27 protein-coding genes and 1 other RNA gene are annotated in these 23,458 nt (G+C 43.2%); 5 read left to right on the top strand and 23 right to left on the bottom strand.

What is annotated here, in order from left to right:
- Positions 1-98: 98 nt before the first annotated feature.
- From LOSG293_RS07570 to LOSG293_RS07545, 6 genes are all read right to left on the bottom strand, one after another.
- Positions 99-323 (bottom strand): hypothetical protein, encoded by a 225-nt coding sequence (locus LOSG293_RS07570; protein WP_081919928.1) that lies wholly within the window; start codon positions 321-323, stop codon positions 99-101.
- Positions 320-856, bottom strand: coding sequence for a helix-turn-helix domain-containing protein (locus tag LOSG293_RS07565; protein ID WP_034528871.1), 537 nt, complete (start codon positions 854-856; stop codon positions 320-322). Before LOSG293_RS07565 ends, LOSG293_RS07570 begins: the two co-directional genes overlap by 4 nt.
- 62 nt (positions 857-918) lie before the next feature.
- Positions 919-2,757 carry a potassium transporter KimA gene (gene kimA, locus LOSG293_RS07560; protein ID WP_034528869.1) on the bottom strand — a complete coding sequence of 613 codons (1,839 nt, stop codon included), beginning with the start codon at positions 2,755-2,757 and terminating at the stop codon, positions 919-921.
- 287 nt (positions 2,758-3,044) lie between these two features.
- Positions 3,045-4,667 carry a chaperonin GroEL gene (gene groL / locus LOSG293_RS07555; RefSeq protein WP_034528866.1) on the bottom strand — a complete coding sequence of 541 codons (1,623 nt, stop codon included), beginning with the start codon at positions 4,665-4,667 and terminating at the stop codon, positions 3,045-3,047.
- Between the two features lie 36 nt (positions 4,668-4,703).
- Entirely contained in the window at positions 4,704-4,988 is a 285-nt protein-coding gene (gene groES / locus LOSG293_RS07550; protein ID WP_034528864.1) for a co-chaperone GroES, read from the bottom strand.
- A 195-nt stretch (positions 4,989-5,183) separates the two neighbouring features.
- A complete protein-coding gene (locus LOSG293_RS07545) occupies positions 5,184-5,816 on the bottom strand; it encodes a redox-sensing transcriptional repressor Rex (RefSeq protein ID WP_034528861.1) in 633 nt (210 codons plus the stop codon).
- A 193-nt stretch (positions 5,817-6,009) separates the two neighbouring features.
- Here LOSG293_RS07545 and LOSG293_RS07540 point away from each other — a divergent pair, with 193 nt between their 5' ends.
- Complete coding sequence (locus LOSG293_RS07540) at positions 6,010-7,965, top strand: ABC-F family ATP-binding cassette domain-containing protein (RefSeq protein ID WP_034528860.1); 1,956 nt, start codon at positions 6,010-6,012, stop codon at positions 7,963-7,965.
- 29 nt (positions 7,966-7,994) lie between these two features.
- Here the strand turns inward: LOSG293_RS07540 and tsaD are convergent, their stop codons facing one another.
- The 17 genes from tsaD to LOSG293_RS07455 all read right to left on the bottom strand — a co-directional run bounded on the left by tsaD (position 7,995) and on the right by LOSG293_RS07455 (position 19,474).
- Positions 7,995-9,032 carry a tRNA (adenosine(37)-N6)-threonylcarbamoyltransferase complex transferase subunit TsaD gene (gene tsaD, locus LOSG293_RS07535; protein ID WP_034528858.1) on the bottom strand — a complete coding sequence of 346 codons (1,038 nt, stop codon included), beginning with the start codon at positions 9,030-9,032 and terminating at the stop codon, positions 7,995-7,997.
- A 20-nt stretch (positions 9,033-9,052) separates the two neighbouring features.
- Positions 9,053-9,517 carry a ribosomal protein S18-alanine N-acetyltransferase gene (gene rimI / locus LOSG293_RS07530; protein ID WP_051907257.1) on the bottom strand — a complete coding sequence of 155 codons (465 nt, stop codon included), beginning with the start codon at positions 9,515-9,517 and terminating at the stop codon, positions 9,053-9,055.
- On the bottom strand, positions 9,517-10,083 hold the full coding sequence (gene rimI, locus LOSG293_RS07525) for a ribosomal protein S18-alanine N-acetyltransferase (RefSeq protein WP_034528855.1): 567 nt from the start codon (positions 10,081-10,083) through the stop codon (positions 9,517-9,519). The genes rimI (LOSG293_RS07530) and rimI (LOSG293_RS07525) overlap by 1 nt, the downstream gene beginning before the upstream one ends.
- Positions 10,067-10,777 carry a tRNA (adenosine(37)-N6)-threonylcarbamoyltransferase complex dimerization subunit type 1 TsaB gene (gene tsaB, locus LOSG293_RS07520; protein WP_034528853.1) on the bottom strand — a complete coding sequence of 237 codons (711 nt, stop codon included), beginning with the start codon at positions 10,775-10,777 and terminating at the stop codon, positions 10,067-10,069. Before tsaB ends, rimI (LOSG293_RS07525) begins: the two co-directional genes overlap by 17 nt.
- Positions 10,778-10,897: 120 nt before the next feature.
- Positions 10,898-11,656, bottom strand: a complete 759-nt coding sequence (locus LOSG293_RS07515) for an acyl-[acyl-carrier-protein] thioesterase (RefSeq protein WP_034528850.1) — start codon at positions 11,654-11,656, stop codon at positions 10,898-10,900.
- A gap of 22 nt (positions 11,657-11,678) precedes the next feature.
- Positions 11,679-12,554, bottom strand: coding sequence for a 16S rRNA (cytidine(1402)-2'-O)-methyltransferase (gene rsmI, locus LOSG293_RS07510; protein WP_034528848.1), 876 nt, complete (start codon positions 12,552-12,554; stop codon positions 11,679-11,681).
- Between the two features lie 26 nt (positions 12,555-12,580).
- A complete protein-coding gene (locus tag LOSG293_RS07505) occupies positions 12,581-12,904 on the bottom strand; it encodes a DNA replication initiation control protein YabA (protein WP_034528846.1) in 324 nt (107 codons plus the stop codon).
- A 37-nt stretch (positions 12,905-12,941) separates the two neighbouring features.
- Positions 12,942-13,952, bottom strand: coding sequence for a DNA polymerase III subunit delta' (gene holB / locus LOSG293_RS07500; RefSeq protein ID WP_034528842.1), 1,011 nt, complete (start codon positions 13,950-13,952; stop codon positions 12,942-12,944).
- Between the two features lie 10 nt (positions 13,953-13,962).
- Positions 13,963-14,292: a cyclic di-AMP receptor DarA gene (gene darA / locus LOSG293_RS07495; protein WP_034528839.1), complete on the bottom strand. Its 330-nt coding sequence runs from the start codon at positions 14,290-14,292 to the stop codon at positions 13,963-13,965.
- A gap of 15 nt (positions 14,293-14,307) precedes the next feature.
- Positions 14,308-14,943, bottom strand: coding sequence for a dTMP kinase (tmk, locus tag LOSG293_RS07490; protein WP_034528837.1), 636 nt, complete (start codon positions 14,941-14,943; stop codon positions 14,308-14,310).
- Between the two features lie 109 nt (positions 14,944-15,052).
- Positions 15,053-15,295: a YaaL family protein gene (locus tag LOSG293_RS07485; RefSeq protein WP_034528834.1), complete on the bottom strand. Its 243-nt coding sequence runs from the start codon at positions 15,293-15,295 to the stop codon at positions 15,053-15,055.
- Between the two features lie 14 nt (positions 15,296-15,309).
- Positions 15,310-15,909, bottom strand: a complete 600-nt coding sequence (recR, locus tag LOSG293_RS07480; RefSeq protein ID WP_034528831.1) for a recombination mediator RecR — start codon at positions 15,907-15,909, stop codon at positions 15,310-15,312.
- 20 nt (positions 15,910-15,929) lie between these two features.
- A complete protein-coding gene (locus tag LOSG293_RS07475) occupies positions 15,930-16,241 on the bottom strand; it encodes a YbaB/EbfC family nucleoid-associated protein (protein WP_034528828.1) in 312 nt (103 codons plus the stop codon).
- Between the two features lie 21 nt (positions 16,242-16,262).
- Positions 16,263-18,053, bottom strand: coding sequence for a DNA polymerase III subunit gamma/tau (gene dnaX / locus LOSG293_RS07470; protein ID WP_034528825.1), 1,791 nt, complete (start codon positions 18,051-18,053; stop codon positions 16,263-16,265).
- A gap of 181 nt (positions 18,054-18,234) precedes the next feature.
- Positions 18,235-18,321, bottom strand: an RNA gene (gene ffs, locus LOSG293_RS07465) — signal recognition particle sRNA small type.
- A 49-nt stretch (positions 18,322-18,370) separates the two neighbouring features.
- A complete protein-coding gene (gene tadA / locus LOSG293_RS07460; protein WP_034528822.1) occupies positions 18,371-18,862 on the bottom strand; it encodes a tRNA adenosine(34) deaminase TadA in 492 nt (163 codons plus the stop codon).
- A 9-nt stretch (positions 18,863-18,871) separates the two neighbouring features.
- The gene (locus tag LOSG293_RS07455; RefSeq protein ID WP_034528873.1) at positions 18,872-19,474 is read right to left on the bottom strand and encodes a class I SAM-dependent methyltransferase; all 603 of its coding nucleotides are present in this window, start codon (positions 19,472-19,474) and stop codon (positions 18,872-18,874) included.
- A gap of 186 nt (positions 19,475-19,660) precedes the next feature.
- On the opposite strand from LOSG293_RS07455, the gene LOSG293_RS07450 reads away from it, so the two are divergent.
- The 4 genes from LOSG293_RS07450 to LOSG293_RS07435 all read left to right on the top strand — a co-directional run.
- Entirely contained in the window at positions 19,661-19,891 is a 231-nt protein-coding gene (locus LOSG293_RS07450) for a redoxin NrdH (RefSeq protein WP_034528819.1), read from the top strand.
- Positions 19,892-20,010: 119 nt separating this feature from the next.
- Positions 20,011-22,176, top strand: a complete 2,166-nt coding sequence (nrdE, locus tag LOSG293_RS07445) for a class 1b ribonucleoside-diphosphate reductase subunit alpha (RefSeq protein WP_034528816.1) — start codon at positions 20,011-20,013, stop codon at positions 22,174-22,176.
- A gap of 30 nt (positions 22,177-22,206) precedes the next feature.
- Positions 22,207-23,184 (top strand): class 1b ribonucleoside-diphosphate reductase subunit beta, encoded by a 978-nt coding sequence (nrdF, locus tag LOSG293_RS07440; protein WP_034528814.1) that lies wholly within the window; start codon positions 22,207-22,209, stop codon positions 23,182-23,184.
- Between the two features lie 160 nt (positions 23,185-23,344).
- Positions 23,345-23,458 (top strand): helix-turn-helix domain-containing protein (locus LOSG293_RS07435; RefSeq protein WP_034528811.1); only part of this gene is annotated, 114 nt, incomplete at its 3' end.

Raw genomic sequence — 23,458 nt, 5'->3', positions numbered from 1 at the left:
TATGAGTTATATTTACGAGTTTGCTTATTAAAGGCCTGACATGTCCAGCCTTGTTCCTTCATAATTCGGAGGACGCGTTTGTGATTAACTTTAAATCCCTATTCATGCATAACTAACGTTATGCGACGGTAACCGTATTTTTGAGTATACTTGGCATCTGTTTGGCGAATTTCATCAATGGCTTGGATAACCTGGTCATCATCATATTTTCGTCCCTGGCTTTGCTTAGTGTAATAGTACGTGCTACGTGGTATCTTAACGGCTTTGAGGATATAACTAATCGACGTTTTGAAGACTCGCCTCAGATCATCAATTAAGGTCACGGTTTCGCGTGAGCTGATTTTTCGTGATCTAAGGCATCGAGTTTTTTTAGGAATTCATTCTCGATTCTTAACATCTTATTTTCTTGCTTGAGTTGCTTTAACTCATCTTTATCGTGGCGTGCTTGAATTTGTGCTGTTGTGGGTTTGGTTACTTTTTTATGCTTATGCTTAGCCATAGTCTTTGGATCTCCTCTCACTCTATTTAGGCCACTGAGTCCCTTTAAATCAAACTTTCTCTGCCATTGCCAGATAGTACTTGGTGAAGAGAGATTGAAGTGTAGTGCTGTTTCTGAAAGCGGAGCTTGGTGCTGTTGTTTCCAGTTTAATACTTCTATCTTGAACTCACTAGAGTATTCCAAGTTCATAGGTCTCGGTTTTAATCCTGCAATGCCAAAACGATTAAAGCGATGAACCCATAGGAGAATCGTTTCATTGTTGGCAATATGGTATGTTCTGGCCAATTGAATGGAACTAATACCCGTTAAATATTGTGTCACAATAGAAATTCGTAACTCTAAATTAAATTTAGTCATAATAAAACCCCCGAGATTGTTGTCCAATCTCGGGGGTTCACTTCAAGTCCTTAGTTAAATAACTATTGTTTTAAGTGGTAACTGTAAGTAGAAACGATGATATTTTCTCGTGAGTTCAACATTGTCCGTAACCTCAATGAAGTCTGGTTATGCAAAATGTTTTGCCATGGTCGACGTGGCACAAATTGTGGCACTAAGACCGTCGTCGAGAAGTTTCGCTCAGCCGCTCGTTTAGCAATCACGTCACAGAATCTCAATGTTGGCGTTGTAATTGACCGGTATGAGGAGTGAATATCAACAAAACGAATATCTGGATACTGTTTCTTAAATTTAATCGCAGTTTTATGCTCTTTTTGCGGGTTTTCATCAAACGATACGTGCATGGCAATAACATAATCACCAATTGACTTAGCGTAGTTGATTGCTCCAGCAGTAACTTTGGTTACACTACTAATCAGCACAATAACCGTTGCGCCATCATACTCATGAATTGTTTCTTTAGCTGCCTCAGTAATTTTAAGCTGATTGGCAACATTTTTGTAATGAGCATGAATTCGGTAGAACAGATACAGTAACGCTGGCATCACAATCAAATATGGCCAAACGTTACTAAAGTGCAAGATGAACAAGAAGATAACCAGCATAACAGAGATAAAGGCCCCAACGAAGTTAATGAAGGCTTTAACTGGCCATGCCCCCTCTCGTTCTCTGAACCAATGGATAATCATCCCGGACTGAGAAAGTGAGAATGGCACGAAGACACCAACTGCGTATAGTGGAATCAGAAGACTCGTTTGACCATGGAAGATTAAAATTAAAACGATGGCCCCAACAGCCAATGAAATAATCCCGTTCGAATAACCTAGTCGATCTCCACGGTCTAAGTATGCATGTGGCAAGAATTTATCTTTGGCTAAGTTATACGCTAAAATTGGGAAAGCTGAAAATCCAGTGTTAGCAGCAACAGCAAGAATTAACGCCGTTGATAACTGCAGAATGTAGTACATAATACCATGGCCGAATACGCCGGCCCCAATCTGTGACAAAACAGTATCTGTCGCATTAGGACGAATACCCATGTAGTAACTCAAGTAGGTAATGCCGCCAAAGAAGATAGCCAAGATAATGGCCATGATTGACAAGGTTGCTGCCGCATTCTTTCGGCGTGGACGATGGAAATTAGGGACCGCATTACTGATTGCTTCGACCCCGGTCAGTGATGATGATCCAGACGAGAACGCCTTGAAGAATAGTAACAAGGTCATTCCTTCGACTGGTCCACTACCTACCTTTGCGGCTGCCTGATACGCAATGTTACCAGTCACAATGTTGTAACCACCCCATAAAATCATCGCTAAAATCACAATGATAAACAGGTAAACTGGTACTGTCAGGAATGATGCTGATTCCCGCATCCCCCGTAAATTCAGCGCCATAATCGCAATGACAATTAAAACGGCAATTAAGACTCGCTGTGAGTACAGACCAGGGATAGCCGAGGTAATGGCTTCAGTCCCCGACGTTACCGAAACGGCAACGGTCAACATATAATCGACTAGCAACGATCCTCCGGCAACTAATCCGGCTGAGGTTCCCCAGTTTGTGCTGGCAACGACATAAGCGCCACCACCAGAAGGATATGCATAAATAATTTGTCGATACGACAAAGTAATTGCAAATAACAGGACCAGCACAACAGCTGCGACCCACAATTGATAAACTAAAGCAGCTGCAGATAAGGTAATCAAAACAGTCGTAATCTGTTCAGTACCATATGCCACTGATGATAAAGCATCAGATGAAAGTAAGGCTAACGCTTTAAACTTCGTTAAGGCTTGGCCACCCTCATCCATGGTTTTTAACGGTTTACCAATAAGTATCCGTTTAAGATATCGCCACATACTACTACTCCCTCAAAACAAATTTCAATATTATGAATTGATACACGATTTGAATTCCTAGAATAACGCAACAAGAGAATTTTACTCCTTTTGCCTGCTCAATACTATCACAATTTTTGAAAAATGAAAGTCCTGTCCTTAGACCCTAAAGAGTCCAAAAAGCAGCTTGCCCACTAACCATGAACTAGATCACTTATCCCCATTATAACCGTCTTTTACAGCATTAGTTGTTTTCCAAATAAAAAAGAATCGGAAATTAATTTCCGATTCTCATTGGCGCTATTTAATTACATCATGCCGCCCATACCTGGTTGTGCAGGAGCAGCTGGCGCACTATCATCTTTAGGTTCGTCTGCAACAACAGCTTCAGTTGTTAAGAGTAAAGCTGAAACAGAAGCAGCGTTTTGCAGTGCTGAACGAGTTACCTTAGTAGGATCAACGATACCTGACTTAACCATATCAACGTATTCGCCTGTTGCAGCATTGTAACCAGTACCTGGTTCCAATGACTTCAAGTGTTCAACAATGATTGAACCTTCGATACCAGCATTTTCAGCAATTTGACGAACAGGTTCTTCAAGGGCCCGACGTACAATTGCGATACCTGTTGCTTCGTCGCCGGTTGCTTCAAGCTTAGCAACATCACCAATCACGTTGATTAAAGCAGTTCCACCACCAGGAACAAAGCCTTCTTCAACGGCGGCACGAGTTGCATTCAAAGCATCTTCAATTCTGTATTTACGTTCTTTTAATTCAGTTTCGGTAGCTGCACCAACACGGATAACAGCAACACCGCCTGATAACTTAGCTAAACGTTCCTTCAATTTGTCACTGTCAAATTCAGAAGTCGTTTGTTCGATTTGTTGCTTAATTTCAGCAACCCGGTCGTTGATGGCATTCTTATCGCCAGCACCTTCAACGATGGTTGTTGAGTCCTTTGTAACATTAACGCGATTTGCTTGACCTAATTGTTCAAGCGTTGCGTCCTTCAGGTTCAAACCAAGGTCTTCGGTAATCACAGTACCACCAGTTAAGACAGCGATATCTTGCAATTGCGCCTTACGACGGTCACCAAAACCAGGGGCCTTAACAGCAACCACGTTGAAAGTTCCACGCATCTTGTTCAAAACAAGTGTTGGTAAAGCTTCACCAGTAATATCATCAGCGATGATTAAGAGTGAACGGCTTTGTTCAACCACTGATTGGAGTAATGGCAAGATATCTTGAATGTTACCAATCTTCTTGTCAGTAATCAAAACGTATGGGTTGTCGAGGTTAGCTTCCATCTTGTCGTTATCAGTTACCATGTATTGTGACATGTAACCGCGATCGAATTGCATTCCTTCAACAACGTCAAGGCTCGTATCAACACCACGAGACTCTTCAATTGTAATGACACCATCGTTGCCGACCTTATCCATCGCGTCAGCAATCAACTTACCAACTTCTTCGTTAGCTGAAGAAATTGAAGCGATTTGAGCGATATCATCTTTGGTTGTCACTTTGTGTGACATCTTGTGTAAAGCAGCAACAGCTTCAGTTGTTGCCATTTCAATCCCACGACGGATGCCAACTGGGTTAGCACCGGCTGTGACGTTCTTCATACCTTCATTAACAATGGCTTGAGTCAATACGGTAGCAGTTGTTGTACCGTCACCGGCAATATCGTTAGTCTTTGAAGCAACTTCAGCAACTAATTTAGCACCCAGATTTTCAAAATGATCTTTTAATTCAATTGCCTTCGCAATTGTGACACCATCATTTGTAATCGTTGGGTTTCCGTATGATTGTTCCAAAACAACGTTACGACCCTTAGGACCAATTGTTGTCTTTACAGTGTTTGCTAATTGATCTACACCACGAAGCATTGCGCTACGTGCATCTTCAGAAAACTTGATTTCTTTTGCCATCAATTCTCACCTCATTGAATTTTATATTTACTTTATTTACTCAACAACTGCCACGAGATCTTTTTCGTGGACAACTAAGTATGATTTATCATCGTACTTAACTTCTGAACCGGCGTACTTATCAAATAAAACAGTGTCGCCGACTTTGACAGCTGGTGCGAGCTTTTCGCCATTATCTAACACTCGTCCCTCACCTACTGCAACAACTGTTGCAGTTTGTGGTTTTTCTTGCGCGTTGCTAGCGAGCACGATACCGCCAACAGTTTGTTCCTCTTCTTGTTGCGCCTCTAAAACGACACGATCACCTAATGGTCTTAACACGTAAATCCCTCCAATAAAGCATTATATAAAATTTTTAGCACTATTAGCACTTGAATGTTATAAGTGCTAATCACAAATATAACTATATGATTTTTCAGGATGTATTGCAAGTCATTTAGCCCTAAGTTTTTTAAAATCCTTTCGTTAACAAACAAAAAAGCCATAACATAATTGCTTATGTCATGACCTTAGCGTCTACGCGTTGTAATTATCTAGGAAGTAAATTAAAGTTTGTAATTCATTCGTTAAATCAACGTTTTGAACACGAACACCTTCAGGTACGGTTACACGAAGTGGTGTAAAGTTCAAGATTCCCTTAACGCCACCCTTAACAAGGTTGTCTGTCACTTCTTGTGCAACTTGAGATGGCACCGTCAAGATAGCCACTTCAATTTGTTGATCCTTGAGCTGACTTTGTAATTGGTCCATTGGGTAAATTGGCACACTACTCTTGATTGTGTTTGTAATGTCCGTCTTCACATCAAAAGCGGCACTGATCCGCACATTACTATTTTTGTGGAAGTTAAAGTTTAATAGTGCATTTCCTAAGTTACCAACACCGACTAAGGCAACGTTGGTTAATGTGTCTTGGTTCAAAATCTTCTTGAAGAAGTCGAGTAACTTCTCAACATCGTAGCCGTAGCCCCGTTTGCCAAGTGCACCAAAATAGGAAAAGTCTCGACGAATTGTAGCAGAATCCACCTTAACTGCCTCTGACAATTCCGTTGAAGACACCCGTAACTTATCTGAATCCTTCAAAATATTTAAATAACGATAGTAGATTGGCAACCGCTTAGCCGTTGCTCTTGGTATTTTAGTCTCACTCAATACATTTTCCTCCTTGTTTTGCCTCTTTCTCAGAAATGAATCCGATTCTGAATAAATAAGATTGTGAATTTGTACTCCCCAGATATTGTAGCATAATCGCCACTCTTGTGAAATGAATTGCAAAACTTTTTCGTGAACCCTCTTAAAATATGCTAAAATAGTTTCACTATACAAGAAAGGTTGATGGCTAAAAATGCTCTTACAAGTCCAGCATGTGACTCGCCGTTTCGGTGCAGATCCGCTTTTTGAAGATGTCAGTTTGGATATTCCCGACAACGGCCGTGTCGCGCTAGTCGGCCGAAATGGCGCTGGAAAATCAACTTTAATCCACATCATCACCGGTGAAGAAGCCCCGGATGAAGGTGAAGTAACAACAAAGCGTGGGTTAACGATTGGTTACCTCGCACAGGATACCGGATTAGATTCAGACAAGACCGTCTGGGAAGAAATGCTGTCCGTCTTCGATGACCTCATCGAACTAGAAACCAAGATTCATCAGTTAGAAACTAAAATGAGTCAGCCTAACGTGATTGAAAATGAAGCCCTTTTTAATGAAACGTCGGCTCTCTACGATCGCTTGCAACACGAATTTAACGAACGCAATGGATTTGGCTACCAAGCCGAAATTCGCGGAGTTCTGCACGGATTCGAATTTGACGAATCCTACTTCAATCGCAGTATCACCACCCTCTCTGGTGGTCAAAAAACCCAACTTGCGCTTGCCAAGCTGTTGCTTGAAAAACGCGACTTACTCATTTTGGATGAACCCACTAACCATCTGGACGTCGAAACGTTGACTTGGCTAGAAGGCTATATCCAATCTTATAAAGGGGCCCTCCTCATCGTTTCTCATGACCGGTACTTTTTGGACCGGATTGTGAACGAAGTCTACGACATGTCGCTAGGATCCGTCGAGCACTACAAGGGTAACTATTCCAAATTCATGGATTTGAAAGCCGAAAAACTCAAACGGGAATGGAAAGAATACGAAAAGCAACAAGATAAGATTTCCAAGCTCGAGGATTTCGTCAACAAAAATATTGTTCGGGCTTCCACGACCAAACGAGCTCAAGCCCGTCGTAAACAATTGGAAAAAATGGATGTCATGGATAAGCCAGAATCCGATGATAAGGTTGCGCGCTTTAGATTCCATGCCGATCGCGATAGTGGCAATATTGTTTTAACGGTCAAAGATTTGGCGGTTGGCTATGACGCATCAACCGTCCTAGCAGATCCCGTTAATCTCGATATCAAGAAAAAACAGGCCATTGCGATTGTTGGTCCCAACGGTGTGGGTAAGTCAACGCTGCTCAAAACTATTTTGGGCAAAATTCCGCCTATTCACGGTACGATCCAACTAGGTGCTGGCGTCGAGATTGGTTACTATGACCAAGAGCAAGCTACCTTGCATCCTAAGAAAACGGTGTTGGCCGAACTCTGGGATGATCATCCAATGACACCAGAAGGCGATATTCGTTCCATTCTCGGTAGTTTCTTGTTTACTGGTGAAGACGTTGATAAACCCGTTCACAATCTTAGCGGTGGCGAAAAAGCCCGTCTCCTATTGACTAAACTGGCTATGAAGCACGATAATTTTCTTATTCTCGATGAACCAACCAATCACTTGGATATTGACAGCCGAGAAGTACTAGAGTTGGCGCTAAACGAATTTAACGGAACTATCTTATTCGTTTCCCATGACCGTTACTTCATCAACCAAGTTGCCACATCCGTAGTTGAAATTTCTAAAGCTGGTTCTACCCTCTTTCTGGGTGACTATGACTACTTCATCAATAAAAAGCAGGAACAGGCCGAAATTGAAGCATTGGAGGAGCAGGAAAATCCCGCCTCCAACGCACCAGCAGCGTCAAGTGTCCCAACTAAACAAACAAGTTATCAACAATCAAAAGATGTGCAACGTAAACAACGGAAGTTAAGCCGTGAAGTTGACGCATTAGAGGAACAAATTACCACCCTCAGCGACAAAAAAGAAGCAATTGAGTTGGCCATGACCCAACCTGAAGCCTTCAATGACCAAGCTAAGATGACTGAACTCCAAAATCAATTATCTGAAGTCTCCGATTCACTAGCTGAAACAGAATCCGATTGGGAAGCTAAGTCCATTGAATTGGAAGAATATAACGACTAAAAAAACGAGCACTCAAGTGCTCGTTTTTTTTATGCCGTTTCACCCTTAATCCAGTCAAATTCTAGACTAGGGTCCGCATTTAAGTTACTATCTGCAAAAGTCTGTTGTTCAAAACCGACATAAGCTTCCGCTCCCACCATTGCAGCGTTATCGCCACAATATTGAAGTGGCGCCTTCACAAAGGCCACCTCTGGAAATTGCTTCAGCTCTTCATCCAAACGATCTCGCAGTCCTTGGTTAGCAGCCACACCGCCTGCAAGGATTAGTTGTTTAACGGGATAGGCATTAAGTGCTTTAACCGTCTTATCGGCTAACACGTCAACCACTGCCTGTTGGAAACTAGCGGCCAAATCTTCTTTACTGAGCGTTTCACCAATTTGGTCTGCGTGATGCACCGTGTTAATGAAGGCACTCTTCAATCCACTAAAACTGAAGTCGAAGTCATCAGTTTTATCCATTGCCCGAGGAAAATGAAAGGTATCCTGACCAATATGGGCCAATCGATCCACTTCTTTACCCGCTGGATAAGAGAGGCCCATCACTCGGCCAATTTTGTCGTAAGCTTCACCAGCCGCGTCATCACGGGTTTCACCGATGATCTCAAATTTTCCTGGTTCTGGCATCAAAACTAGTTCCGTATGGCCGCCTGAGACTAGCAATGCCAATGCTGGAAATTCGATAGTTTTCTCAAATTGAGCCGCATAAATGTGACCCGCCATGTGATTGACCGGAACTAGCGGTAGCTGGTGGGCAAATGCCACCGTCTTAGCAGCAGTCACCCCAACCAATAACGCCCCAACCAATCCCGGACCGTACGTCACGGCCACGGCATTTAAATCATCGTAATCAACATCTGCTTCGGTCAACGCATCATCAATGCACGCCGTAATTTGTTCAATATGGTGACGACTGGCCACTTCCGGCACAACCCCACCAAACCGTTGATGACTCTTGATTTGGGTCGCCACAACGTTAGACAACACCGTCCGTCCGTTCTTGACCACTGCGACACTCGTTTCGTCACAACTCGATTCAAACGATAAGATTAAATTATCTTCACTGCTCATCAACGAATTCTTCCTCTCAATTAAACCTGTTTCATCATTAAAATTGCATCTTCTTCTGGATCACGATAGTAGTTTTTCCGCTCGCCAATTCTAGCAAACCCCAGCGATTGATACAAGCCAATCGCCTTTTGATTCGATTGTCGGACCTCCAAAAAAACCTGGTTTCCCTGCTCTAGGGTCGCAAACCAAGTTTGAAAAAGCTGAGTCCCCACGTGTTGTCGCTGAACGTTAGGCAACACCGCCACATTGGTGATGTCCACTTGATCTAGAACCTGCGTTGCCGCGAGAAAACCGACAAGTTGCTTCCCCTGCCGAGCAACCAAGTATTGGCTATCTGGGCGGTTAAGCTCGCTACGGAAAGCTTGAACCTTCCATGGTGATCCCGCCGGATAAGCTGCATCAGCAATTTGATAAATCTGCTTAGGCAACTGATTTTGCCTCTTCTCCTCAACCGTCAATAGTTGAAAGGTCAGTTCAGCTGCCATCAGTTCAAAGTTAACGCCATATCTAGCGCATCCTCATGGTCACCAAAATAATAGCCCCGTTTAATGCCCGCATCCTGGAAACCCAGGTCGCGATAAATTCTCTGAGCACGTGTATTGCTAACCCTAACCTCAAGACTCACTTTCGTGTACTCAAGTTGACGAGACTTCTTAATAATCGTATTCATTAAAAAGTAGCCCAAACCGCGATTTTGGTAGTCAGGAACCACCGCAATATTGGTCACATGCGCTTCTTTTTTCGATTGGTCAAACGAACATCCCACAAATGCCAACAAGCGGTCATTACGGCGAAGAACGATATACAATCGATCAAGGGTCCGATTGATTTCCGCTGCGAAGGCAGACGAATCCCAAGGGGTTTTCCCACCATAGACGGCGCGCTCAATCCCGAGAATTTCTGGAATATCAGTAAACTGTGCTTTTGCTAAAAAGTACAAGGTATCCCGAATTTCGACCTGATGATTTTTAATATCCAACAGTTCACGACGCTTTTGTCGTTCCTGTTGCTGGAATAAATTATCGTACCAAACTTTAAATTTTTTCAACATATGAACCAGCGTCCTCTTCTGGATGTTGTTTGCGCCAATCTGCTTCGGCTTGAGTCAAGCGTAAGTAATTGGGAACAAAACTGGTGATGTCCGCTACTGGCGCTAACTGTTCACCCAGCATTCCCAACTTAGCTACTTGAGGTAAGTTGTCAAAACCAGTTAGTAATTCAAAATGAGTATCAAGGCGATCGGCAAAGTTTTGACCATCCCCGACCACAATGGTTGGTTCATCTAAAGCCACCACTTTTGCCATAAATTCGTCAAAGTCAACGTGTTGATCCTCGATAACGGAAACCGGCACGCCCTTTTCCATCCGGTAAAGTCCAGTAAACACATTGTTGTTCCGAGCATCAAAGATTGGCCAAACTAGGCCACCTTCACGCTGACTGTTCAAAGCTAGGGCGCGTAAGCTAGAAACACCGACTAACTCGATGTTCAACGTGTCTGCCAATGTTTTCGCCGTCGTCACACCAATCCGGATGCCAGTATATGATCCAGGGCCTTCAGCCACGACCACGCGATCTAAATCTGCTGGCTTCACCTCTGACTTAGCCATTAAATCTTCAATCACAGGTAAGAGGTATTCTGCATGCTTTTGGTGAACCGTAAGTGTCACTGACGCTAAAACTGATTCATCTTCTAGTAGCGCCACGCTCAAAGGCCGATTTGAGGTGTCTAACGCTAATACTTTCATTTTCTAATTAGTTCCCTTCATTACTTTCTGAAAATATCATAACATAAAACGCCGTGTTCGACTTAAACAAGCGTAAACAAAGAAGCCTTAACCCGAAAAGGTTAAGACTTCTTTTAATAGTTATTCAACCCGTGACCGCCATTCAATCGTTGCAGTTGCTGAAATTGTATCTTCCACCACGATTTGATGGTGCGTCACCATTGAACCTTCAGATTCAACTGGTTTGGTTACCTGACTTTCAATCATGTGACCGTATTGCACCTCGTTTTCGAATCGGAGGCTAATCTGCTTTGGTTCATGTGTCGTCAAGAAATCCATCGGTAGCACATCGGTTAACCATTCCAAGTAATGAGCGTTGTTCACGTGACCATTGCCATCAATATCATAATAGCGCACTTGGTAAGGCTTCTTAATCAAATCATCTGATTCATTGATGTTGGTTGGCCGTTTCAATCGTGGCATGCGCTTCACAGCTTCCGATTGGTAAGGCAAGATAACAGCCTCAGGAATCGAGACCATTTTACGCGCTGTCCGATCCATTGTAACCCAAGTACTCTTCACGTGTACTAGTGTCTCGCCGTTACTATCCTTAATCCAAAACTCACGGAAAGCAAAGAAGCGATTGTAAGAGGTTGCTTGCGTCGAAATGGCAATTGTTTCGTTCATGACGGGCATCCGCTCAATATCAATTTCATACTGAACAACGACCCAGCCTAAATTAAACTTGTCTAAAAAATCGATGCCTAGTCCGAGCTCAATATTTTGATGCTCAGAAATGAGAATAATCGTGTTCAAAATCATGGCGGGCGTCATACGATTCGTCACGTCACACTCATAATAAGGAACCTCATGATTCTCGGTATACAGTAGTGCTGCCAAATCATTCCGCTCCATTCTCTAGTTAAATTCCATGAAATTCATTATAAACGTCTTGGCGTTTTAAATTTCGAAGCTTAGCCACCTGTTTAATGGCATCGTTCGTCCGTGCCCCTTCATCAATTAATTGCTGAACGTGTTCTGGAACGGAAATTGACAAATCGATTGTTGCCATCTCAGTTTCTTCGGGGTGGTCGTTACCGGCCAACACAATCACAAATTCGCCACGAATTTCGGAAGAAGTTGCCCAATCAAGCACCTCGGACAGGCTTCCGCGGATGAATTCTTCATGCCGTTTGGTTAACTCGCGACATAACGCCACTTGCCGGTCACCAAAACCATTCAACAACGCCTTCAACGTTTCCTTTAACCGGTGTGGTGCCTCATAAAAAATCAGCGTCTCTGGTCGTTGAACCAGTTCTTGAATTTCTTGCTTTTGTTCACTTTTCTTCCGATTCAAAAAACCATAAAAGTAGAAAGGTTGTGGCGTAATCCCAGACGCAATCAACGCCGTCAAGGCGGCGTTGGCACCAGGTAACGGCACAACCGTTAATCCGAGTCGAACCGCTTCTGCAACCAGGTCTTGTCCGGGGTCACTGATAGATGGCATTCCGGCATCACTCACCTGTGCAATGTCCTCGCCTTGCTGTAGCTTGGCAATTAACTGGGGAATGCGTTCAGTTGAGTTGTGCTCATGAAAACTAATTTGCTTCGTTTTAATTTCAAAATGATTCAATAATTTCTGGGTATTTCGTGTATCTTCTGCCGCAATTAGGGCAACGCTCTTTAAAATTCCGACAGCTCGAAACGTCATATCCTGAAGATTGCCAATCGGTGTTGGGACTAAATATAACGTTCCGGCACCGTCCCCACGTGGGGCAAAACTTTGCTGAGTCTCGATTTTGCGTCACCTCCTATTCTAGCTGACTAACCTTCACGGTAAATAACTTCCATGCAAAACGCACACGCTTCATCATCCTCACGCCGTTTGCCATACCATTCTTTACAAACGTGAAAGCCCTCTTCATATAATTTTTCCAGATTCTGGCGGGACTTAGATAACTGGGGTTCCTTCGCTGAACCTTTTGACTGGTTAAGTAAATCACGTAAATGCTCATTTTCAATCTCAAGTTCCGCATTTTGCTCAATGACTTGGCTGATCTCTGATTGGAGCAATTGAAGTTGCTCCAAATTAGCCTGGGTCGCCTTAGTCAACGCTATAAAACTGTCATATAATTCTTTTTTATTCAAAATCTCACCTGCAATTTACTCTCTCGGTTGCTTGCGTTCATGCTAATTGACTCAGAATTTTCAGTGTTAATGATTCGACGATGCTTTGGAACCCAATATTTCCTAAAAATTCACGTCGGGTCTCCAAGCAATCCTGGATAATTGAAATCAGCTGGCGTTGATTGATTGCTAACCGCGCCTTATCGATGATGGCTTTTTGTTGGGGAAAAGCTGATTGTTCGGCCGTTTTAAGCTGGAAATGCTGATTCAGCGTTTCATGCCAAATGGCTGTCATGGCATCCAAGATTACTTGCTGCGAGGCTTTATCCTGCGCTAGTGGCATAATATCCGTTGCAATTTGAATAACAGCCATATCATCACGCTGAGTCAGCTTACTGAACCACTTTCCCACAGCCACCTGCACTTGCGCTAACCAATCGTTCTCACTAAATTGTTTCATTTGCTCAATATCGTTTGTGATGGCCATCGCCAGATTGACTGTACTCTTGGCAATACCAGACTCAATCGCTGATTCTCGCAACTGTGTGAGGGATAGCTTTGGGAACTCGACAATCTGAGTTCGTGACAAAATGGTTGGTAAAATAAGGCTCCGATTGCTCGTCGTTAAAATTGCAATCGTATTTCCGGTTGGCTCTTCAATAAACTTCAATAGACTATTTGCCGCACTAGTTGTCATTTTCTCTGCATCTGCCACAATGAAGACTTTCTGATTGCCTTCAACCGCACTCTTAGAGAATTCCGATTTTAAGAATCGAACCTGATCCACCTTAATACTCTGACCATCCGGTTTAACCTCTACAACATCGGGATGTTCTTGCGTCTGAATTCGCTGACACTCATAGCAAACACCACACGGCATCCCCGTATCATCAACGTTATGGCAAAACAAACGCATGGCAATGAGCTCCGCTAGGGCCACTTGGCCACTACCGGATTCACCAACAAATAGATAAGCATGCGTTAACTCATTCTCCCCAATAACAGTCATAAAATGCTGTGCCAGCTTGGGTTGCTTCGTTATAATTCTCTCGATTGCTTCCTTAGACATAATTTCCCCACTAGAATTGATGGAACTGTTCAACAGGGACTACAAAAACGGTGGCCCCACCAACTTGAACTTCAATCGGATAAGAAGAGGTGCTATCAAGCTGCGCATCCAAATTAACTGGAGGTGTCATGAATTGTTGTCTAGTATGTGATGATTCTCTGATGAGACTCAACACCTCATCAATTCGTTCCTCGTCGATTCCAATCATGAAAGTCGTATTACCGGACTTCAAGAAGCCTCCAGTTGTTGACAAACGGGTAGCTCGAATATCATTTTCAATAAAATCGTTACTAAGACGACTAGCATCCTTGTCTTGAACGATTGCAATAAGCAGCTTCATAGCATAATCCCCTTTCTACTTATTCAATGCTTGCTTCAAAATCATCAGTGTTTCGTTTACTACTTTTTCAACGGGTTGAGTGGCATCGATTGTCCGAATGCGCTCGGGATTCTCCTGTGCTAATTTTTCGTAGGCACTATGCACACGATCATGAAATGCCTGTTTTTCTAAATCTAAGCGATCAACGTCATCCGCAGCTCGATGCTGCTTAATTCTAGCGAGGCCAACCGTCACAGGTACTTCAAAGTACAACGTTAAATCAGGCGTTAATCCACCAGTCGCAAATAAGTTCATATCTGCCACTTCCTGTTCCCCAATTTCACGACCGGCCCCTTGATAAGCAATCGAACTGTCAACGTAACGGTCACACAGCACGATTTTATCGGATTGCAATGCCGGCAAAATTGTTTCCACTAAATGTTGTCGTCTCGCTGCCGCGTATAGTAACGCTTCTGTGCGAACATCCATCTCGGTATTTTTTCGGTCCAAAATAATGTTGCGGATTTGTTCCGAAATCGGATTGCCACCTGGCTCACGCGTCAGGATCATTTGATCACCCAAAATCTCATTTAACTGTTCGGCAACCAACTTTAAAACGGTGGTTTTCCCGGCCCCATCAGGCCCTTCAAACGTAATAAATTTACCAGCCAATGCTAACAACCTCATTTTTAATTGATATTTTTATTGTACTTGATATGGGAATTGATGTCTATTTGGTTCCCATGTAAACCAAAGAAAAAGAGCTAGTTCAGCTAGCTCTTTAATCCTGGTATACCGTTGCTTGAATTCGGGTTCCTCTTGTACCACGTCTTCTTGCTTCGCGAAATAAGAAGAGATATTTTTGCTTTGCAATTGCCGTTTGACTGACAATCTCACCGTCAACCTCTTGAACAGCTTCTTCGGTTTCTTGGGCGTGATCCCATTCAGCTTTAGCACGTTCGATAACGTCTAACAAAAAGGTATCGTATTGCTTTCTTAATTGTTGCTTCTTTTTTCCAAACAAAAGATCACCTCAGACTAAATTTCAGTTCGACCTTGAACCGCCTTGGACAAAGTCATCTCGTCAGCGTACTCGATATCACTCCCCACAGAAAGTCCGTGCGCCAAACGTGTCACCTTAATCCCAGCAGGTTTGACCAACCGGGCAATATACATCGCCGTCGCTTCACCTTCTGGCGTCGCATTCGTAGCAACAATCACCTCATGAATCTCCTTATTAACTTGAAGGCGTTTGAGTAGGCTCGCAATATTGATATCTTCCGGCCCCTTGCCTTCAATTGGAGATAGCACGCCATTTAGGACATGGTATAACCCGTGGAAGTCGCGCATACGTTCCATAACCATGATGTCCTTCACCTGTTCAACCACCAGGACCTGGCTCTGATCACGAGTTTTATCACGACAAATTTCACATGGATCTTGTTCAGTGATGTTGCCACAGATTGAGCACGTTGTCAGGTCCTTCTTCGTAGACATCAAGGACTTCGCAAAACCATTTACGTCTTCCTCGTCCATATCCAGGGTGTAAAAAGCCAACCGAGTGGCCGTCTTACTCCCAATGCCCGGAAGTTTCATGTAACTATCTATTAATTTTGCAATTGGTTCAGGATATTGCATGCTCATTACCTCATTTTAAATTACATTCCTAGGCCCTTAGTATACTTGCCCATAGTGTCTTCCGTAGCTTTGTCCACTTGTGCCAAGGCATCGTTAACAGCTGCCAAAATAACATCAGAAAGCATATCAGGGTCATCAGGATCAATGGCTTCTGGTTTAATAGCTAAGTCCTTCATCCGACGGTCGCCAGTGAAAACTGCTTTGACCATATCATCTGGCGCCACACCAGTAAATTCAGTGTTATTTAACGTTTCTTGTTCCTCAGCCATCTTTTTTTGCATTTGCTTCATTTGTTTCATCATATTGCCCATGTTTCCCATTCCACGCATCATAAGTTTCAAACTCCTTTAAATTTAGTCTTGTTTAATATCTACAATATCGGTGCCAAATAAATCGGTTGCCTTGGTCACCACTGGATCTGGCTCCGCTTTTGGGGCTTCTGCCGATAGACTTGGTTCTTGCGGTTCACCGGTTTCTGGTGCGTCACTTTGATTAGCATTATTGGCTAACTGATCCTTGTGTTGCACTAGATAATCTTTACGAATTTGTGGCCATTGATCTTTTGGCACAAAGACGATAGTAGGTGAATGACCAATCAATCGATCCAACCCATTTTCAAGAGCATCCAGCAATTCGCTATCGAGAGTCGCCTTTTGGAATAAGAACGAGTAGTCAAACGCAACGATAAGGCCGTCTTTGCTAGCCGCAACAGGCTCTGCCACGTGCATAACAGCTCGCTGAGTCACCGAGAGGATTTGCATCAAGTCGGACCAGACTTGCTGAATCTGAGCCAACTCGTTTCGAGCGGCCGTGTCTAGCACTGGATAAACCTTTGCCAAATTAACACGACTTTCTCGGCCCGCTGGCTTCTTCGGCTTTTCAACCGTTTTCGCCACTGATGGGGCTGGTTCACCGGTTGTCTTGACCAGCTTTAACTCTTTAACCTGTTGCTTCAACTGAGCCACCTGTTCGGATAATGATGCCAGTTCCTCGCTGGTCGGTGCAGCAGATACGGTCGCCGCTTCCGGTTTCTGTGTAGCAGCCGTTACCGGCGTACCACCCTTAATCTGAGCCAGTTGAATGGTTAAGACTTCCAAATAAATGTCTGGATGATTGGTTAACCGCATTTGTGATTGGATGCCATTCAGGATGTTAATCGCCTGGAACAGGTCGCTTGCCGTTAACTGACTGGAGAACGTCTTAATTTCTTCGGGAACATCCCCCAGCGAGTTTTCCGCCACGATATCCGGTGCTTGCTGATACAGCAGCAAGTTACGGAGATAATCAAGCACGTCCTCGATAAATCGGTGAGCGTCCTTGCCCTCTTCTAAAACCTTTTGCAGCGTAATCAAAGCATCCGTTGTCTGGTTGCCAACGACTTGCTCTAGGTACGTCGTGAGCAGTCCTTTTTCCACTGAACCAGTGACCAACAAGGCATTTTCCAGTGTAATTTCATTGTCGCCAAACGACAGAGCTTGATCAAGGATACTCAAAGCGTCCCGCATACCACCTTCAGCCGCCTTAGCGATAACTTTCAGTGCTTGCTCATCATAGGTAACACCCTTTTCATCGAGGATGTACTTCATTCGGTTAAAGCTATCAGATGCCTTAATACGCCGAAAATCAAAGCGCTGGGTTCTTGAAATAATGGTTGCCGGAATCTTATGGGGTTCCGTAGTCGCCAGGATGAAAATTACGTTTGCTGGTGGTTCCTCTAACGTCTTTAAAAGCGCGTTAAATGCGCCAGTAGACAGCATATGCACTTCATCAATGATGTAAACCTTGTAATCAGCCTCAGTTGGCGTGTATTTCGCCTTATCACGGATGTCACGAATTTCTTCGACGCCGTTATTAGAAGCCGCATCGATTTCAATCACGTCGTTCAACGTACCGGCCGTGATGGCCTTACAGGTATCACACTCATTACATGGCTCGCCGTCCTTGAGGAAGCGACAGTTCACTGCCTTCGCAAAAATTTTGGCGGCCGAGGTCTTCCCAGTCCCTCTGGGCCCCGCAAATAGGTAGGCATGGCTGGTCTGCTTAGTAATCAAGGCGTTCTTCAAAGTCTTGGTGATTAACTCTTGACCAATAATTTCATCAAAACGCTGCGGACGCCATACCCGATACAATGCTTGGTAGCTCATGCTCTTACCCCTCTAAATTTCTGATTTCGTTAATACCCAACCTAAGTATTATACAGCGATTAAATGTCAATTCCAACGACCTGCATAAAGTTTTCACTATCCTTAATCCACCTCAGATTGGGTCTAAGATATGAAAAAAGTTGCGACATAATCACTTACGTCACAACTTATTAATTAGCTATATAACTTGGAGCACAAAGCAAAGCAAACTTAGTGCTGCTTCCTTCCGGACCTGACACGATTCGTAAGTCTACCTTTGCTCCAAGGCCTTTCGGCAAATACCATCATAACGTATCTAAATAAAAATTTCCAGTCTTTTACTGTTGGTTTGGTAAATCTTTCTTAGCTTTACGTCGTTTTCTAGCCGCCTGAAAGAATTGCTTCATTTCCGCCGCAGCTTCCTCCGCCATTACACCTTCAACTACTTCGACTTGGTGATTAAAGCGCTCATCCTCAACAAGTTGATACAAGGACCTCACCGTCCCCGCTTTAGGATTTCTCGCGCCAAAGTATACACGTTTGATTTGCGAATTGATCAGGGCACCGCTACACATCGGACAAGGCTCAACCGTCACGTAAAGGTCACAGTCCAAAAGCCGCCAACTACCTAAAACGTGATTTGCTTCTGTAATTGCAATCATTTCCGCATGAGCCCCTGCTTCATTAGCGTGTTCCCGCAAATTGTGCCCACGACCAATAATCTGACCGTCATGAACGACCACCGCTCCAATCGGAACCTCCCCAATCAAAGCCGCCTTTTTCGCTTCCACCAGTGCTTCCTTCATAAAATAAGTTGGTTCGTTGTTCATTTGGTTCTCCTACTCTTTCACGCTGTCTAATATATAGTAGCCTTTATCCTTCTTGATAATTTCACAGTTGCCAAAAACCTCGGTCATCAGCTTCTTTGCAGATGGGGCACCTTGCTTCTTCTGAAGGACCACGTTTAAGTGACCGCCCGTTATCAAATGAGTGGCCGCACCCGTCAACATGGCATCAACGACTGATTTTCCTGCACGTACTGGTGGATTCGTCAAAATCAAAGCGTACTGCTGCGTGATGGCATCGTAAGTATCCGACGTAAAAATGGTGACATTCTCAATGTTGTTAGCAGTTGCATTCTGGCGAGCTAGACTAAGTGCTAATTCGTTCACGTCCGCCATATCGACGTGCCTTTCAGGAAGCTTTTTTGCAACAGATAGGCCAATCGGACCGTACCCCGCACCTAAATCAAGGATATCTCCGTCTGGAATTTCAGCTAACGTAGCGTTATCTAATAAAACCCGGGAGCCAAAATCAATCGTACGCTTAGAGAACACGCCGTTATCGGTTACAAACCGTAACGTATTTCCCAGTAATGTAAATTCGAAATGTTTCTCTTCGTGAGCCACATCTGGATTATGAGTATAATAATGTTCTGCCATTTTCTTCATTTTCCTTTCTCAAATCGAAAAAAATTTAAATTTCACTAACTGCTTTAGAAAGCGCTTTTTCGCTATATTTAGTATTTGAGCCCTTCAAAAGCACAAAATATGGGGGCTGTTTTTATTGTTTTTTTCTAAATCTGGTGTACACTTTAGGTATTAGTTAATTGTTGGGAGGAATTTTTTATGGCAAAAGTAACGGTATATTCTAAGAATAATTGTATGCAATGCAAGATGACAAAGCGTTTCCTTTCAGAACACAATGTGTCCTTCGAAGAAATCAATATCAACGAGCAACCACAATATATTGATTATCTCAAAGAAAAAGGTTTCCAATCGCTTCCAGTTATCGAAGCAGAAGGCCAACCGGTTATCTCTGGTTTCCAACCCCAAATGCTTAGCAAAATTGCAAGCTAGGCACCTCTACTAATTTTTTGTACATCTTATATAGTAGACTAATCAGGGCGACGATGCTATGAAAATTCAGGCTTCGGCCTTTTTTATTTTACGCCATTTGAGAAAGGGAGAATTGTGATATGACTCTAAAAAACATCAGTAACCCTACCTATTACGATCTGAACAACGAAATTAATATTCCGGTAAATGGTCAGATTCCGCTACATAAAGACCAAGAGGCACTTGAAGCCTTTTTGAAGGAAAACGTTGCGCCAAACATGTATCATTTCGATTCATTGCGCGAGCGTTTCGATTATCTATTACAACATGACTATATTGAAGTTGACTTTTTCAACAAGTACGATTTTTCTTTCATTGAAAAGCTCTATGATTACTTAAATCAACAAAACTTTCATTTTAAATCATTTATGGCTGCCTACAAATTTTACGCTCAGTACGCCTTAAAGACCGACGATGGCGATTACTACCTCGAAAACTTTGCTGACCGTGCTGCAATGAATGCCCTCTACTTTGCAGATGGTGACGAAAAATTAGCCATGAACTTGGCCGACGAAATTATTCACCAGCGCTACCAACCTGCTACTCCTAGTTTTCTGAACGCGGGTCGTAAGCGACGTGGTGAACTCGTTTCGTGTTTTCTCATCCAAACAACTGATGATATGAACACGATTGGTCGGACCATTAACTCGGCTCTCCAACTCTCCCGAATCGGTGGTGGTGTCGGGATCAACCTCTCAAACCTTCGTGGTGCTGGCGATCCAATCAAGCATATTGATGGCGCCGCAAGTGGTGTTGTCCCCGTCATGAAGCTCTTAGAAGACAGTTTTTCATACTCAAACCAACTTGGCCAACGTCAAGGTGCCGGTGTAGTTTACCTTAGCGTCTTCCATCCCGATATCGTTGATTTCTTATCTGCCAAAAAGGAAAATGCCGACGAAAAGATTCGTCTGAAGACTTTGTCACTCGGTGTGACCGTCCCAGATAAATTCTACGAACTTGCTAAGGCTAACGAGGATATGTACCTATTCAGCCCCTACGATGTTGAACGCGAATACGGTGAACCTTTCTCTTACATTGACATTACCAAAGAGTATGACAACATGGTAGCCAACAAAAATATTCGTAAGAAAAAGATGCCTGCTCGAGAACTGGAAACTGAGATTGGTAAGTTGCAACAAGAATCCGGTTATCCTTACATCATCAACATTGATTTAGCTAACCGTGCTAACCCCATTGACGGTAAGATTGTCATGAGTAACCTGTGTTCAGAAATTCTTCAGGTTCAAACACCTTCTACCGTCGACAACCGCCAGGAATACACCCAACTTGGTCGTGATATTTCATGTAACTTGGGGTCAACCAACATCATGAACTTGATGAATAGCCCCCACTTTGGTCAATCCGTCGAAACGATGGTGCGCGCGCTCACCTTTGTGACTGACGCCTCTGACATTGATGTGGTCCCTTCAATTCAAAATGGTAACAAACTCGCTCACACGATTGGTTTAGGTGCCATGGGGCTGCATAGTTTTCTTGCCAAGAACCACATCTACTATGGCTCAACCACTTCTACCGACTTCACGAGTGTTTACTTCATGCTCCTTAACTATTGGACACTAAAAGCTTCAAACGAAATTGCCAAAGAACGTCATACGACCTTCTACAATTTCGAAAAGAGCGACTATGCCTCAGGTAAGTATTTCGATAAATACATTACTAAGGATTGGGGACCTCAATCTGAAGAAGTAAAAACACTTTTCAAAGATATTTTTATTCCTTCAAAAGAAGATTGGAACGCCCTTAAATCAGCTGTCATGAAGGACGGCCTCTATCATCAAAACAGATTGGCAGTTGCACCAAACGGCTCAATTTCGTATATTAATGATACAACGGCTAGTCTTCACCCAATCATTAATCGTGTGGAAGAGCGTCAAGAGAAGAAGATCGGGAAAATTTACTATCCCGCGCCATACCTCTCAAACGACACCATGCCTTATTACATGTCTGCCTATGATATGGATATGCGTAAAGTCATCAACGTTTACGCCGCTGCCCAAGAACATGTGGACCAAGGAATGAGCCTAACGCTATTCATGCGATCAACGATTCCGGCCGGCCTCTACGAATGGAAAAATGGTAGAACTGACAAAATGACCACACGTGACCTGAGCATCTTGAGAAACTACGCTTATCGTAAGGGAATCAAGTCCATTTACTACGTCCGTACGTTTACTGACGATCAAGATGAAGTTGGTTCAAACCAATGTGAAAGTTGCGTCATTTAGTCGTTAATTCAATTTAAGGAGTTTGGAAAAATGTCTGAGAGTAATTATGAAGCGATTAATTGGAACGAGATTTCCGATCAAATCGATAAAGCTACATGGGAGAAGTTAACAGAACAGTTTTGGCTGGATACCCGGATTCCAATTTCTAATGATTTAGCTGACTGGCGGACGCTTGATGACGATCACAAATGGGTCGTAGGTCACGTTTTCGGTGGCCTTACCTTGCTGGATACCTTGCAGTCTCAAGATGGCATGGCAGCCCTTCGTCGCGACGTCAGGACGAAACATGAAACTGCCGTGCTCAACAACATCCAGTTCATGGAATCAGTTCATGCCAAAAGTTATTCGTCAATCTTCTCCACATTGAACACCCCTGACGAAATCGAAGAAATTTTCCAATGGAGTGATACCGAAGAATTCCTTCAAAACAAAACCCATCGGATTTACAATCTTTATCATGATGATGCTAATCCACTCAAGAAAAAGATTGCTAGTGTGTTCCTAGAAACGTTCCTATTCTATTCCGGCTTCTTCACGCCACTCTACTACCTTGGTCACAACAAGTTGGCTAACGTTGCTGAAATCATCAAATTAATCCTTCGTGATGAATCAGTTCACGGAACTTACATTGGTTACAAATTCCAACTCGCTTTCAACGAACTCGGTGAAAACGAGCAACAAGAATTGAAAGATTGGATGTACAACTTCTTATATGACTTATACAATAATGAAGAAAAGTACACTCACTTGGTTTATGATCAGGTTGGCTGGACGGACGAGGTTCAGACATTCATTCGTTACAATGCCAACAAGGCTTTAATGAACCTTGGACAAGATCCACTCTTCCCAGACACCGCTGAAGACGTGAACCCAATCGTTATGAACGGGATTTCAACGTCAACTGCTAACCATGATTTCTTCTCTCAAGTTGGTAACGGCTACCTTCTTGGAAATGTTGAAGCTATGAACGACGCGGACTACGATGTTAAGGATCCAAACGAAAAATAATTAAAACGACAAAACCGCCATCCAGATATATGACCTGGATGGCGGCTTTTTTTGCTCTCGGTAGATTGTAAAATTTAAGTTGAACATATTAGTGGACAGAAAAACCCATAAAGGTCTTTAATGGTGTCACCACAACATTCCATTAGAAAGAAGGACCTTTATGGGCACCACTATTTTATCATTTGAAGACCGCGTTGTCATCGAAACACTTCATCATGAAAAGCACTCACTTCAATATATTGCCGATTATTCAGGCTTTAGTAAAACCACTATC

Source organism: Secundilactobacillus oryzae JCM 18671, from assembly GCF_000740055.1.
Taxonomy (GTDB): domain Bacteria; phylum Bacillota; class Bacilli; order Lactobacillales; family Lactobacillaceae; genus Secundilactobacillus; species Secundilactobacillus oryzae.
This window is presented reverse-complemented; position numbering and strand designations above follow the sequence as displayed.

What these genes read in the sequence shown, in the direction of transcription:
- tsaB (WP_034528853.1), bottom strand. Translation starts at nt 10,777, where the DNA reads ATGAAAGTATTAGCGTTAGACACCTCAAATCGGCCTTTGAGCGTGGCG.
- tadA (WP_034528822.1), bottom strand. Translation starts at nt 18,862, where the DNA reads ATGAACAACGAACCAACTTATTTTATGAAGGAAGCACTGGTGGAAGCG.
- kimA (WP_034528869.1), bottom strand. Translation starts at nt 2,757, where the DNA reads ATGTGGCGATATCTTAAACGGATACTTATTGGTAAACCGTTAAAAACC.
- rimI (WP_034528855.1), bottom strand. Translation starts at nt 10,083, where the DNA reads ATGTTGAAAAAATTTAAAGTTTGGTACGATAATTTATTCCAGCAACAG.
- tsaD (WP_034528858.1), bottom strand. Translation starts at nt 9,032, where the DNA reads ATGAGCAGTGAAGATAATTTAATCTTATCGTTTGAATCGAGTTGTGAC.
- LOSG293_RS07565 (WP_034528871.1), bottom strand. Translation starts at nt 856, where the DNA reads ATGACTAAATTTAATTTAGAGTTACGAATTTCTATTGTGACACAATAT.
- dnaX (WP_034528825.1), bottom strand. Translation starts at nt 18,053, where the DNA reads ATGAGCTACCAAGCATTGTATCGGGTATGGCGTCCGCAGCGTTTTGAT.
- LOSG293_RS07475 (WP_034528828.1), bottom strand. Translation starts at nt 16,241, where the DNA reads ATGATGCGTGGAATGGGAAACATGGGCAATATGATGAAACAAATGAAG.
- LOSG293_RS07455 (WP_034528873.1), bottom strand. Translation starts at nt 19,474, where the DNA reads ATGGCAGAACATTATTATACTCATAATCCAGATGTGGCTCACGAAGAG.
- rimI (WP_051907257.1), bottom strand. Translation starts at nt 9,517, where the DNA reads ATGGCAGCTGAACTGACCTTTCAACTATTGACGGTTGAGGAGAAGAGG.
- LOSG293_RS07540 (WP_034528860.1), top strand. Translation starts at nt 6,010, where the DNA reads ATGCTCTTACAAGTCCAGCATGTGACTCGCCGTTTCGGTGCAGATCCG.
- groL (WP_034528866.1), bottom strand. Translation starts at nt 4,667, where the DNA reads ATGGCAAAAGAAATCAAGTTTTCTGAAGATGCACGTAGCGCAATGCTT.
- darA (WP_034528839.1), bottom strand. Translation starts at nt 14,292, where the DNA reads ATGAAGCTGCTTATTGCAATCGTTCAAGACAAGGATGCTAGTCGTCTT.
- nrdE (WP_034528816.1), top strand. Translation starts at nt 20,011, where the DNA reads ATGACTCTAAAAAACATCAGTAACCCTACCTATTACGATCTGAACAAC.
- LOSG293_RS07450 (WP_034528819.1), top strand. Translation starts at nt 19,661, where the DNA reads ATGGCAAAAGTAACGGTATATTCTAAGAATAATTGTATGCAATGCAAG.
- nrdF (WP_034528814.1), top strand. Translation starts at nt 22,207, where the DNA reads ATGTCTGAGAGTAATTATGAAGCGATTAATTGGAACGAGATTTCCGAT.
- holB (WP_034528842.1), bottom strand. Translation starts at nt 13,952, where the DNA reads ATGTCTAAGGAAGCAATCGAGAGAATTATAACGAAGCAACCCAAGCTG.
- recR (WP_034528831.1), bottom strand. Translation starts at nt 15,909, where the DNA reads ATGCAATATCCTGAACCAATTGCAAAATTAATAGATAGTTACATGAAA.